Origin of the sequence: Streptomyces sp. BK239 (assembly GCF_004217285.1) — a bacterium.
In the GTDB taxonomy this organism is placed as follows: domain Bacteria; phylum Actinomycetota; class Actinomycetes; order Streptomycetales; family Streptomycetaceae; genus Streptomyces.
The window spans coordinates 695,515-707,958 of the sequence record NZ_SHKS01000001.1 but is presented as its reverse complement, the minus strand read 5'-3'; the positions used below and the strand labels follow the sequence as shown (position 1 = coordinate 707,958).

The 12,444-nt window shown below is 71.3% G+C and carries 10 protein-coding genes and 1 tRNA gene; 4 read left to right on the top strand and 7 right to left on the bottom strand.

Features of this window, described 5'->3' with window-relative positions; translation table 11 throughout:
- Nucleotides 1-42 precede the first annotated feature (42 nt).
- Nucleotides 43-420, top strand: a complete 378-nt coding sequence (locus EV567_RS03065; RefSeq protein ID WP_130436989.1) for a hypothetical protein — start codon at nucleotides 43-45, stop codon at nucleotides 418-420.
- Nucleotides 421-481: 61 nt separating this feature from the next.
- Here EV567_RS03065 and EV567_RS03060 read toward each other — a convergent pair.
- Nucleotides 482-556: transfer RNA gene (locus tag EV567_RS03060), tRNA-Val, on the bottom strand.
- Between the two features lie 172 nt (nucleotides 557-728).
- Here EV567_RS03060 and EV567_RS03055 point away from each other — a divergent pair.
- Nucleotides 729-2,147, top strand: coding sequence for a hypothetical protein (locus tag EV567_RS03055; RefSeq protein WP_130436988.1), 1,419 nt, complete (start codon nucleotides 729-731; stop codon nucleotides 2,145-2,147).
- A gap of 194 nt (nucleotides 2,148-2,341) precedes the next feature.
- A complete protein-coding gene (locus EV567_RS03050) occupies nucleotides 2,342-2,893 on the top strand; it encodes a DUF4383 domain-containing protein (RefSeq protein WP_130436987.1) in 552 nt (183 codons plus the stop codon).
- 33 nt (nucleotides 2,894-2,926) lie between these two features.
- Here the strand turns inward: EV567_RS03050 and EV567_RS03045 are convergent, their stop codons facing one another.
- The 4 genes from EV567_RS03045 to EV567_RS28450 form a co-directional block, all read right to left on the bottom strand.
- The gene (locus tag EV567_RS03045; protein ID WP_165430292.1) at nucleotides 2,927-4,102 is read right to left on the bottom strand and encodes an amidase domain-containing protein; all 1,176 of its coding nucleotides are present in this window, start codon (nucleotides 4,100-4,102) and stop codon (nucleotides 2,927-2,929) included.
- A gap of 170 nt (nucleotides 4,103-4,272) precedes the next feature.
- Nucleotides 4,273-5,550: a hypothetical protein gene (locus EV567_RS03040; RefSeq protein ID WP_130436985.1), complete on the bottom strand. Its 1,278-nt coding sequence runs from the start codon at nucleotides 5,548-5,550 to the stop codon at nucleotides 4,273-4,275.
- 48 nt (nucleotides 5,551-5,598) lie between these two features.
- Nucleotides 5,599-7,764, bottom strand: a complete 2,166-nt coding sequence (locus EV567_RS03035; RefSeq protein ID WP_207228686.1) for a transglycosylase domain-containing protein — start codon at nucleotides 7,762-7,764, stop codon at nucleotides 5,599-5,601.
- 396 nt (nucleotides 7,765-8,160) lie between these two features.
- A complete protein-coding gene (locus EV567_RS28450) occupies nucleotides 8,161-8,514 on the bottom strand; it encodes a hypothetical protein (protein WP_130436984.1) in 354 nt (117 codons plus the stop codon).
- Between the two features lie 187 nt (nucleotides 8,515-8,701).
- On the opposite strand from EV567_RS28450, the gene EV567_RS03025 reads away from it, so the two are divergent.
- The gene (locus EV567_RS03025; protein WP_130436983.1) at nucleotides 8,702-8,923 is read left to right on the top strand and encodes a zinc ribbon domain-containing protein; all 222 of its coding nucleotides are present in this window, start codon (nucleotides 8,702-8,704) and stop codon (nucleotides 8,921-8,923) included.
- Between the two features lie 50 nt (nucleotides 8,924-8,973).
- Here EV567_RS03025 and EV567_RS03020 read toward each other — a convergent pair whose 3' ends face one another.
- On the bottom strand, nucleotides 8,974-9,783 hold the full coding sequence (locus EV567_RS03020; protein ID WP_130436982.1) for an HAD family hydrolase: 810 nt from the start codon (nucleotides 9,781-9,783) through the stop codon (nucleotides 8,974-8,976).
- A complete protein-coding gene (locus EV567_RS03015; protein WP_130436981.1) occupies nucleotides 9,783-12,401 on the bottom strand; it encodes a phosphoribosyltransferase in 2,619 nt (872 codons plus the stop codon). Before EV567_RS03015 ends, EV567_RS03020 begins: the two co-directional genes overlap by 1 nt.
- Between the last annotated feature and the right edge of the window lie 43 nt (nucleotides 12,402-12,444).

Below are 12,444 nucleotides of genomic sequence, written 5' to 3'. Positions count from 1 at the left end.
CTGAGCTCGCCACCCAAATTCGAACAGGCGTACCATTGCCGTGTGGCGAGTTCCTTTGACTTCCCGAGCGATCTGCGCGCCGGCCAGGAGGAGCTGCATCAGGTGCGGGCCGAGCTGTCGGCCCTCCTGAAGCGGCTCCCCTGGTCCGTCGAGCCGTTGGACGGTTTCAGCGACGACGGCGGCTGGCGCAAGGTGGAGCGCCCCGCCTCCCCCGGCTGGACGGCGGACGAACAGGCCGAGGTCGAGAAGCTCCGGCAGCGGGAGCACGAGCTCGCCGTGTTCGTCACCTGTCACCGCTTCTGGACCGACGTCGCCACCGGTGACCTCGTGGAGGCCCGCACGCGCCTCAAGCACGCACCGCCGGCCCCGCCGGCCGAGGACGCGTCCGACGGCGGCAGGCAGGACGCACAGGAGACGTAGCGCACGCGCCCGGACGCGCGAGAGGGCCCCCGGAACTCCGGGGGCCCTCTCGCTTCTCACCTGGTGGGCGCGGACGGTTTCGAACCGCCGACATCCTGCTTGTAAGGCAGGCGCTCTACCCCTGAGCTACGCACCCAGGACGAGTGGACAGACTACATGGCCGCAGGTACTGCCCCGCAAACCCGTATCCCGTCCCGCCGAAGCGACGTCTGCGCGCGGGAGGCGAACTGATCGGCTCGTGTGTTCGTCCTCAAGCGGTGGGAGAATGACACCGGGCACGGGCGGATCACACCACGGGGAGAGGGATCGTGACGGCGACACCAGCGCAGCCGCACTCGCCGTCGGAGCCGCGCGCACGCCGGCCCAGCCGCACACCGACCCCCGCCCCCGGCCGCCGCGCGGCATGGCTGCGGGACGCGCTCGTCCTCGCCGCGCTGCCGCTCGTCGCCGCGCTCGCGCTGCCCGCCGCGTTCGCGGGCGGGGGCACCCGGCGCTGGTTCGGCGGGCGCGCGGAGGGGCAGCGGGCCGAGGCGCAGGCCGCGAAGGACGCCGCGGCCGCCGCGTTCTACGAACTCGACACCGCCCAGCGGGACCTGCGGATCTCGATCGAGACCATCACCGCCGTCGACGACTCCCCGGCGGCCCGGCGTGCCGTCGCCGACTTCGAGGCGATCGGCCGGCGCGTCGACGAGGCCAGCCACCAGTACATCCAGGCCGTCGACGCCCAGGATCTGGACCGCGACGACCTCGAAGCCTCGGCCGCCGCCCGCGCGCGGAGTGAACTTGCCCGCGCCAAGGAGGAGTTGGAGCGGGTCAAGGGAGAGCTGGACCGGTTCGCGGACGGGCTGGGACCGCTGCTGGGCAAGGCCGAGACGCAGCTGGCCCGGGTCGCGCCCGCCGTGGAGCGGGCCCGGCAGGCGCTGCTGGCCGCGTCGAACGCGCTGGACGCAGCCCGGGGCTCGGGGCTGCGCGCCGACGACCTGGCGGCCCGGCTGGCGGCGCTGGGGCCCGAGCTGACCCGGCTCAACCAGGGCGCCGGACAGCACGGTGTGCCGCAGACCCTGGAGCGGGCCGAGCGGGTCTCCCGGGAGGCGGAGGCGGTCCGGGCGCAGGCCGAGCGGCTGCCGGAGCAGGCCGCCGAGATCGACCACCGTCTGGTGTCGCTGCGGACCCGCGCGCAGGCGCTGACGACCCGCGCCGGGCAGGTGGAGCCGGTGCTGAGCGAACTGCGCCGGCGGTTCACCGCGCCCTGCTGGCAGGATCTCCAGCACGTCCCGGAGCAGGCCGTGGAGCACGTACGGCAGGCAGAGGCGAGGCTCGCGGAGGCACGGGCCGCGCGGGAGGCGCAGCGGTGGCCGGACGCCACCGCGCTGCTGTCGACGGCGCGGGCGCTGCTGAACGCCACCGACGAGGCCGTCTCGGCCGCCGGGGACCGTCTGGCCCGGCTCAACGCCGTGCAGAAGGACCCGCGTCAGGAGATAGAGCGGACCCGGTTCGCGATCCGCGACGCCCAGCGGCTCGCCATGGCCGGCCGCAACACGCCCGACCCGCGGCACGCCCGGCCGCTGGACGAGTCGGTGGCCCGTCTGGAACGGGCCATCACCGTGCTGGACGGCCACCACCCCGACTACTGGCACTTCCTCACCGAGACGGAGGCGGTCCGCCGTACGGTCGCGGACGTGGTGGCCCACATCCGGGGCGAGCGAGGCGCGGCGTCGGCCCACTGAACCGGTGCCGGGGGCACACGGGCTGCCGTTGCCGCCCCGGCGCGGCGGGCGGATATTGGGAGGTGCGCACTTCGGCGGGCGCTCCGGTCACGCGCTCCGGGTGCGCACTCAGGCACGTGGTGCGCGCACGCAGGCACGCGCTCCGGGTGCGTACAAGGGTCCGTCGGCCCGGCGAGCGAGACAGGGAGGCGGCGATGGCCACACACACGGTGCGTTCGGAGCATCGGCGGCGTATCCGGCTGGACGATCATCTGCCCGTCGACCACCGGCTGAACAAGGTCTACCGGATCGGCGCCGGGCTCATGGGCGCCGGGCTGCTCACGTTCGGGATCTTCGGCATCCTGCACCGGATCGGCTTCTTCGACACCGGTGGGGACACCGTCTGGTCGCTGAACACCAACGGCGCGCTCAGCTGGCTGTCGGTCGCCGTCGGGCTGCTGCTGATGGTGGGAATGGTGATCGGCGGGAACTTCGCGTCCACGCTGAACATGACCCTGGGCGTGCTGTTCGTCCTCAGCGGCTTCCTGAACATGGGGCTGCTGGAGACGGACTACAACTTCCTGGCGTTCCAGATCCAGAACTGCCTGCTCAGTTTCGTGATCGGGATCCTGCTGCTGGTCTTCGGGATGTACGGCAGGGTCGGATCGGCCCTGCCGCACGACAACCCCTACTACCGGGCGCGCCATCCCGACCTCGCGGAGGAGCGGGACCGCAACCAGGAACGCCGGGAGGAGTTCCCGGCCTGACGGGCACGACGGCCGGTCAGGCGCGGGCCCCGATCAGGTGCGGTACGCGTAGTAGTTCGCGGTCGGGTACGACGCGAGGATGCTCTGCAGCGACCGGCTGTAGGTGTTGGTGGAGTGGTACGTCAGGTACGGCACACCACGGCTCTTCGAGGTGACGATCATGGTGTGGTCCTTCGAGCCGTCACGGTCGAAGTCCATCTGGAGCACGTCGCCGACGTCCAGCTGGTAGACGTTGGCGAGGCTGGTGGTCCGCTTGGAGTTCTGAGCGAACCAGGACCACTCGTTGACGCCGACGAACGAGTCCGACTGGATCTCGTTGTTGCCGAACCACTTGGTGTAGTCGTACACGTAGCCGGGGACGTGCTTCCAGCCGCCCGCCTTCAGCGACTGGCTGACGAAGTTGGTGCAGTCGCCGCCCGCGCCGTGGCCGTTGAAGTTGGGGTAGGCCGGGTTGTAGTTCGACCAGTACTGCTTGGCGTACGCGGCCATCGCGTTGTAGTTCAGGCCGCTGGCGCTGAAGTTCTTCGGGTTGGCCGGGCCCGGGTACGTGGTGGACGCCTTGGGCGCCGCCGGCGTGGTGCTGCCGGTGGTGCCGACGCGGGGGGCGACGGCGGGCCGGTCCGTCTGGTTCACCGCGACGCCGTCGTCGGTGTCACGGATGCCGGTGAGCTGCCAGTTGCCGTGCTTGTCGGCGGTGAACGTCAGCTCGTGACGGGCCTGGAAGCCGGTGGCCTGCGGCTCGCCGCCGCGGACCTTCGCGTAGGTCAGCGTGGTGGTCTCGGTGACCGCGACCTTGGCGGTGCGGCCCTTGACGCTGGTGGCGTTCAGGGTGACCGAGGTGCTGCCGCTGCTGTACTTCTCACCGAGCTTGGCGAGCGTGGCCTTGCGCTGGTCGAGCGAGGACAGCGCGGAGTCCTCGGTGCGGGCCAGACCGGAGGACAGCTTCACCTTCCCGGAGAAACCGTCGGTCAGCGGCTTCTTGCGGTCACCCCGCTTGCCGTCGACCAGGGCCTCGGTCCGGTCGGTGAAGACCGCGTCCGCCAGCCGCTGGAAGGTGGCCTTCGTCTTCGCGTCCACCGTCGGGTCGTCGACGACCGCTGCGCCGGCGCTCCAGTTGGGCAGCAGCGCCACGCCGGCGACGACCGAGGTGGCGGCAGCGCCGAGTATCGCGGCTCGACGCCGCGTACGGCTCAATTTCCTTGACTTCACTGGTTGTTTCCCCTCTGCCCCGGCGGGAGGGATGCCGGGACCGGAATCTTCGCACGCCATGTGTGGCTGTTGTGAAGAGGGGTAAGGGCACTTGAGCCAGGGAGTTATACGACTGTCATGGGGGCGGCCGCGACACGTGTCAGTGCGCGGCCGTGGCGTCACCGGGCGGCTTACTGGACGACCGTGGACCAGTTGGGGCTCTGCGCCGGGTCGAGGGTACGCAGCCGCTCCAGCGTCGCCGGCTTCTGCACGTCCATCCAGTCGGCCAGCTCCTTGAAGGACACGCACTTGACGTCCTTCTTGGTGCACACCTTCTTGACGGTGTCGTCGACGGCCTTCATGTAGATGCCGCCGTTCCACTCCTCGAAGTGGTTGCCGATGAACAGCGGGGCGCGGCTGCCGTAGTAGACGCGGTTGAAGCCCGCCATGTAGGTGTCGGCGGTCTCCTTCTCCCACTCGGGGTACTTCGCCGGGTCGCCCTGGGTCTGGCCGTCGGACTGGTTGTAGAGGAAGTTGAAGTCCATGGACAGGCCCTGGTACTTGCCGCCCTCGTAGGGGAGCATCTGCAGCGGGAAGTCCCAGACGCCGTTCTTCTTCGCCGGCCAGATCTGGAAGTCGCCCTTGGAGCTCGCGTCGTAGCGCCAGCCGTAACTCTTGGCGGCCTTCAGCAGGTTGGCCTGGCCCTCCAGGCAGGGGGCGCGGCCGCCGACGACGGCCTTCCGGAAGTCGAAGGGCAGCGGCTTCATGTCGGTGTAGCCGGTGTTGGTCTTCCACTTCTCGGCGAAGGCGTAGAACTGGTCTATCTCGCTGCGCCATTCCGCGACGCTCCAGTCGTCGCCGCCCTTCGCGCCGCAGAAGTGGCCGTTGAAGTGGGTGCCGATCTCGTTCCCCTCCTCCCACGCCTTGCCGAGCTGCTCGATCGTGGTGCGGATGTGGTCGTCGGTGGGGAAGCTGATCGCGGCCGAGCCCTTGGGGTGCTGCGGCGGGCTGTAGAGGTCCTTCTTGCTCTTGGGCAGCAGGTAGATGCCGGTGAGGAAGAAGGTCATGTGGGCGTCGTACTCCTTGGCGAGCTCCCGGTAGTGCTGGAAGAGCTCGTCGTCGCCGGCCAGGGCGCCGTCCCAGGAGAAGACGACGAACTGGGGCGGTTTCTCACCGGGTTTGAGGGGCTCGGCCTTCAGGCCGCCCTTCTGCGGGCCGGTGTACGAGGTGGAGCCGTCCCCCAGGACCTTGGTCTTGCCGTCCCATTCCGGCTCCTTGGAGGTCGTCGCGTTCCTCTGCTGTTCCCCCGAGGACGCGGTCGGCGCCGTGTTGTCCGTGCGGTTGAGCACCAGGTAGCCCGCCGTCAGGGAGGCGACGGCGAGGAACGCCGCCAGGCTGACGAACCCGGGACGAGCGGCGGGGCGGCGCGGTGCCGCGGCCTTGCGGCGGCGGCCCGACGGTGACTTCATGTGCGGCTCATTCTGCAGACGGTCGGTGACGGCGGTGTCCGTCGGTGGTCAGCCGAGCGGGCTCATGGCCTTGGACCAGATGTCGTAGGCGACGCCGTCGGCGGTGTCGCCGGCGACGCCCTCCAGCGGCAGCGGTTCGAGGCTCTTGGTGAGGTCGATGCGGTAGACGACGATCGCCGTGGACACCGACTTGGCGGTGCCGACGTACCAGGCGGCGTTGTCGTCCTGGGTGGTGCCGGCCTTGCCGGCCACCTCGGCGCCGGCGGACGCGGCGGAGGGGTGGGCGGCGCGGAAGGAGCCCTCCAGGGCCGAGGTGACCTCGCGGGCCACGTCGGCGCCGACGGCGCGGCGCGGAGCGGGGATGTCCAGGGCGACCTTGGTGCCGTTGTGGGTGATCTTCCACACCGAGTAGGGCTCGGTGTGCTTGCCCTGGGCGGCGAAGGTGGAGTAGCCGCTGGCCATGCGGATGGCGCTGGGCGTGGAGCTGCCCGTGGACAGGGCGGGGACCTGGGCGCCGATGCTGGAGGCGAGCAGTCCGGAGGCCTCGGCGGTGGAGCGCACGTTCTCGAGGCCGGTGTCCATGCCGAGCTGCATGAACGGGGTGTTCACCGACAGCTCCAGCGCCCGGCGCAGGGAGATCTTCCCGTAGGAGCGGTCGCCGTCGTTGCTGGCGGCCACCTTGCGGCCGCTGCGGTCCCAGTAGGGCCCCTCCGGGGTGGTCACCGGTATGTCGTCGTCGCCGTCGTAGACGGTGTCGCCGGTGACCTCCGTCGCCTCGCCGCCGCGCTCCTTGTGGACGCCGTGCTCCAGTCCGGCCGCGTACACGAACGGCAGGAAGGCCGAACCGGCCGGGACGGTGGTGGCGTTGGACTCGTTGTAGCCCTGCGTACGGTGGTCGGGGCCGCCGTAGACGGCGAGGATCCGTCCGCCGGTGTCCACGGAGGCGGCGCCGTAGTGCGCGTTCTTCGCGGCCTTGGGTTCTTCCTTGGCGGCCTTGGCGCGGGCCTTGGTGACGGCGTCGGTGAGCTGCGCCTCACGCTTCTTGTCGAAGGTCGTGTAGATCTGGTAGCCGCCGAGGTCGAAGTCCTTGTCGGAGATCTTCCCGGCCTTCTTGGCGTACTGGGCGGCGAGTTCGACGAGGTAGTCGCTCTGCTCACCGGTGTCGTACAGCGGGTTGCTCTTGAGCGGGTCGGGGAACTTCTTGTACTTGGCCCGCTCGGCCTTGGACAGCTTGCCGATCTCGACCATCCGGTCGAGGGTCCAGGTCCAGCGTTCCATGGCCCGGGCGCGGTTGGAGCCGCTCAGCGTCGGGTCGTACAGGCCGGCTCCCTTGAGCAGGGAGGCGAGGAAGGCGGCCTCGCTGGCGTTGAGCTCGCTGACGTCCTTGCCGTAGTAGGCCTGGGCGGCGCGCTGGATGCCGTAGGTGCCGCGGCCGAACCAGCTGGTGTTGAGGTAGCCCTCGAGGATGTCGTCCTTGCTCATCTGGTTGTCCAGCTTGAGCGCGATCATCGCCTCGGTGAACTTGCGGCTGACGGTCTGGTTCTGGTTCAGGTAGACGTTCTTGACGTACTGCTGCGTGATCGTCGAGCCGCCCTGGGTGTCGCCCTGGCCGATGGTGCGGAACAGGGCGCGGCTGATGCCCTTGAAGGAGATGCCGGGGTCGCTGTAGAAGCTGGCGTTCTCGGCGGCGAGCACCGCCCAGCGGACGTCCTCGGGGATGTCCTTCAGCGGCATCGCCTGCCGCTGCACCCAGCCGGTGCGGGCCATGGGCGTGCCGTCGGCCCAGAAGTACACGTTGTCCTGCTGGGTGGCGTAGGTGTTGAGGTTCTCCGGTATGTCCGTGACGGCGTAGGCGGTGACCAGGAAGACGGTGCTCAGGCCCAGGGCGCCCAGGAAGCCGCCGAGCCACTGCCGCCAGGAGGGCACCCACCGCTGCCAGCCCTCGCGGCCCGGGCGCGGGTACTGCGGGCGCATCCGGCGGGCGTAGGGCTTCAGGCGGGCGGCCAGCGGGGCCAGGTAGGGGCCGAGCAGGGCGGATATTCGGGCGTGGAGCCGGACGAAGAAGGAGGGGCGCGGCGCCTTGCGGCTCTTGCGCCGGTTCCCGGGGTCCTCGGACGCCGCCGGGGTGTCCCGGGTGACCGGTATCCCGCCGTCCGGGACGCGCAGTTGCATGGTCTCGTCGGCTGTGAAAGAGGCCGGGACCTTCAACTGCATGGTCGCGTCGGGCTCCTGGGGCTCCTCCCCCTGCCCCCTCTGGGTCACGCTGTCTCCCTCCGCACTCGGTGCTGCTCGCGCAGGCAGACGTACAGACGTACGAGGACCTGACATGGTTGCCGTGTCGACGGCTGCAGACCCTGAGTCCCACGACCTCGCGGTTCATCGCGGCGCTCTCAAATTACCAGCGCCCTTCGCAAGTTCTCCACATAAGAAATCGACAGAAGCAAACACAGTCGACGATGTGGGGCATACATCAGAACACCCCAGGTCAATCCTAGACTTTCCCGTCCCTTCGCCCGAAGTCGGGGTGGGTCGGGGCATTCGGCGGGGACGCCGGCGCGCGACATCCCGGTCGAATGCCCTGACCATCCGGAAATGCCCGGAAAATCCCCCCTACTTCAGATATACGAGTCCGTCGGTGAGGACGGTGGGACGCCTCGGTGTGCCTTCCACCACGATCCTGACCGTGTGCGGGGCGCTCTCGGCCCAGGTCCGGGTCCAGATGGCGTTCCGGTAGCCGACCTTGGACCGCCCGAAGTCCACGGTCGTCGCCTTCTCGCCGTCCACGTAGGCGTCCGCCCGGCCCGAGAGGGCGGACCGCGCGACCACCCAGGCGGTGGCGCTGAGGGGCGCGGTGGACGGGGCGCTGGCGACGGCCGGCCCGAAGGTCGCCGCCGTCGGGGCGGTCAGGCGTACCTCCTTCAGAGCCGCGACGACCGCGCCCGTCCCCCACCGCCGACGCCTCATCCAGACCCGCACACCTTTCCCGTGCCACGGAACCGGCGGCCTGCCGGGACCTCCCCCGGAGGGCAGGCCGCCCGCACTGTTTCAAGATTGGACAACTGTAAATACCATGAAGATCGGGTTCCCGCCAGCCGGGGTCGAGCCGTCGGCTTGCCGGGGCGGGGGCGTGCCGCCCGGCTAACCTGGGCGCATGCCTCGCTACGAGTACCGCTGCCGGACGTGCGGCGACACGTTCGAACTGAGCCGCCCGATGGCGGAGTCCTCCGCCCCCGCCGACTGCCCCGCCGGCCACGACGACACGGTCAAGCTGCTCTCCACCGTGGCCGTGGGCGGCACGACGACCGCCCCCGCGCCCAAGGCGGGCGGTGGGGGCGGTGGCGGCGGCTGCTGCGGCGGAGGCTGCTGCGGCTGACTCCGGCGACGGGCGCGGCGGCTGACGTCAGAGACGGGCCGCGCCGGGGGTCATCCCTCGCGCGCCCCCCGCAGGAACTCCCGCAGGATCCGCTCCCCCGCGAGGACGCCCCGCTCGGGCAGCGCCGTGATCCGCGGCGCGGTCCAGGCCTCGTCGGCCAGTTCGCCGTGGCCGGGGCGCCAGCCCCGGTCCGCCGCCAGGAGCAGGTCGGCGTCCAGGAGCGAGTCGCCGGCGGCCAGCGTGAGCTGCGCGCCCGTGCGGCGGACCACCTCGCGCACGGCCGCGCTCTTGGTGAGCGGCTTGGGCACGGCGTAGATCTTGCGGCCCTGCAGGGACACCGTCCAGCCGCGGTTCTCCGCCCAGACCGCGAGCTCCTTCACCCACTCCTCGGGCAGCAGCTCGCGCTCCACCACGAGGTAGGCGAACAGGTCCTCCGCGACGCGCTGCTTGCGCAGCCAGAGCGGGTCGGAGAAGGCCGCAAGATGCGCCTGCACCTCCGCGAGCGGCGCGCACTCGTCGGCGAGCCGCGCGGTCACCGACGCGTGCCAGTCCGGGTCGGACACCCCGTCGACCAGGAGGTGGCCGCCGTTGGCGCAGATCGCGTACTTGGGCGGCGGGCCCGGCAGGTTGATGCGCAGGTACTGCTTGCGTGTCCGGGTGGTCGTCGGCATGAACAGCGCCGCGTCCCCGAGTTCGGTGAGCAGCCGTGCCGACGTCTCCGTCATGAACGACAGCGGCCTGCTCTCGTGCACCTCCACGCAGAGCAGCCGGGGCGCCCGCGCGTCCGGCATGGTCAGCGCGAGGGCCGCCGCGGAGTAGATGAGCGTACGGTCGAGGTCGCTCGCCACCAGCACCGGCATCAGACCGTCACCGCCCGGCCGTCGGCGCCGGTCGCGCCCCGCGTGTACTTCGGGTGGATCAATCCCACGCAGGTGTACGGCAGTTCGCCGACCTCCTCCACCGGCACCCCTCGCTGCCCGGCCAGCAGCCGGACGTGGTCCAGGTCGGCGCCCGCGCCGGAGCGGGCCAGGATCTTCCACGGGACGCGGCGCAGCAGCACCCGGGTGGTCTCGCCCACGCCGGGCTTGACCAGGTTCACGTCGTGGATGCCGTACTCCTCGCTGATGCGCTCCACCGCGGCCCAGCCCTCCCAGGTGGGCGAGCGGTCGCTCGCGAGGAGCTCCTTCACCGTGCCGTCGACGGCGTCGGCGACGTCGGGGAAGCGGGCGGAGACGGCGTCGAGGAAGGCGTTGGACAGGTCCGCTCCGGCCAGTTCGCGGTAGAACTTCGCGCCGTGGAAGTCGTGCGGGCCGACCAGGTCGGCGCGCAGCACCGTCCGCGATATCAGGCCGGACACCGTGGAGTTGAGGCAGGCGGAGGGGATCAGGAAGTCCTCGCGGGTGCCGTACGTGCGCACGCAGGACCCCGGATCGGCGAGCACCGCGATCTCCGGGTCGAAGCCGGGCGCGCCGCCCGCCGCCTCGAACTCCTCGACGGCCGCCGCGAGTTCGCGGGTGATCGCGCCCTTGCCGGTCCAGCCGTCGACGAAGACGACGTCCCGCGGGTCGTGGTGCTCGGCGAGCCAGCGCAGCGCGTTGGCGTCGATGCCGCGCCCTCGCACGATCGACACGGCGTAGTGCGGCAGTTCGAGACCGTGCCGGTGCGCCGCCCAGCGGCGCATCAGCACGCCGACGGGGGTGCCGGCGCGGGCGAGGGAGACCAGGACGGGGCGCGGGGAGCGTTCGGCGATCACCAGCTCCGTGACCGCGCCGACCGCCTGCGCGAGGCGCGCCGCGGAGGTCCCGAGGGCGGCGTGGAACAGCTCCTGGTACTGCTCGCTGGGCTGGTACTCCACCGGCAGCGACTCGGCGTAGTGCGCGCCGCCCGACTGGATGGCCTCCTCGCGCTCCTCGGTCGGCGCCTCCAGCGTCACGTCCGAGAGGTCCTGGAGCAGCCAGCCGACCTCCTCGGGCGCGTACGAGGAGAAGGCGGGGCCGCGGAGGGGCTCGGACAGCATGGAGGGTCTCTTTTCGGGCAGGGCGTCGGCGTACAGCGGCTGCGGCACGTACGACGGTACGACGGCGAGGACCACGTGCGGGGTGTGCGCGGCGAGCCGGTCGAGGAGGCCGCCGGGGGCGTGCAGCTCCTCCGTGTCGGCCGCGGAGTCCACGACGGCGACGACGGCGTCGAAACCGGCGCCGGCGACGTTGTAGGCGTAGCGCTCGCCGGGGCCGTCGGCGGGGTCGTCGTGCGCGGGGAAGACGAGGCGGCTGCGTATCGCGTAACCGGGGTCGTCGACCGCCAGGACGGGGGAGCGGGTGGTGGTGGAGTAGGTGACCTCGACGCCGCCGCCGCGCTCCAGCTCGCAGGCGAGGCGCAGGGGGGCGTACATCAGCTCCTCGAAGCCGAGGATGTGCACGCGGGCGTCCCTTGGTAGTGCGGCGGCTACACGGGCGGCCATGTCCGGGAGGGCGGCGTCGAGTTGTGCGCGGTGGGTCGGGGTGAAGCCGTGACGACCCCCGTCGGGAAGGCCTTCGGGCCAGTTCAGGTCCACGCGGGTGAGGTGGCGTGTCGGCTGCGGGCCGGTGGGCGCCGGTCGCGCCCCCGCGGCGGAGCCGCATATGTCACCGCCCCGCGCCCCTGCGGGTGGATGCCGACGCGAGCTGTCAAGCGGACGGTCGGCCCACCCCCCTGGGGGCGCGGGGAACTGCGCGACCGGCCCCGACGGCGCCGCGGCCGACACACCACCCGTCGCGGCACCCTCCTCGTACCGCGCCACCAGCTCCCGCCCCCTCTCCAGTACCCCCTCCGGCAGGAGCACCGTGCCCGAGGCCGCGGCCACGAGATCGACTCGCGCCCCGATCTCGTGGGCGAAGTCGTTCAGGCGTCCCGCGTCCGCGGCCGAGCGCATGTCGACCAGGGCGACCACCACGTACCGGCGGCGCGGATAGCGTTCGTGGAGGTCGCGGATGGTGTTGAGGACCGTGTTGCCGGTGGAGAACTCGTCGTCGACCAGGACCAGCGGCCCGTCGCCGACCAGCAGCGCGGGGTCCTCCGGCAGCAACAGGTGGGACGTGGCGTGGGAGTGGGCCTCCTCGAAGCCGCCGGCCCGGGCGACGCCGGGCACCGGGCGGCGGGTGGAGTGCAGGTAGGGGACGGAGCCGATGCCGTCGGCGACGCAGTGGCCGAGGCCGGTCGCGGTCTCCGCGTAGCCGAGGACGACCGCGTTCCCTGCCTGCGCGCCCAGCAGTTCCCGCACCCGGCGGCCGAGGGCGACGCCATGGCCGCGGACGACGGCCGGGGACTGCGGCACGTGTTTGCCCAGCACGTTGGAGACGAGCAGGTGCGCCCGCTTGGGGTTGCGGCGCAGGGCGAGCCCCAGGTGGTCACGGAGCGCGTCGTCGCCCACGAGTTCCAGCCCGAGCCGCTCGGCGACCCAGGTCCCGGACCAGACCGCGTTGTTCACTGAGTTGTTCATGCGTCCCTATGTCGAAGCCAGGTGGAGAGAAGAGTGAGGCGGG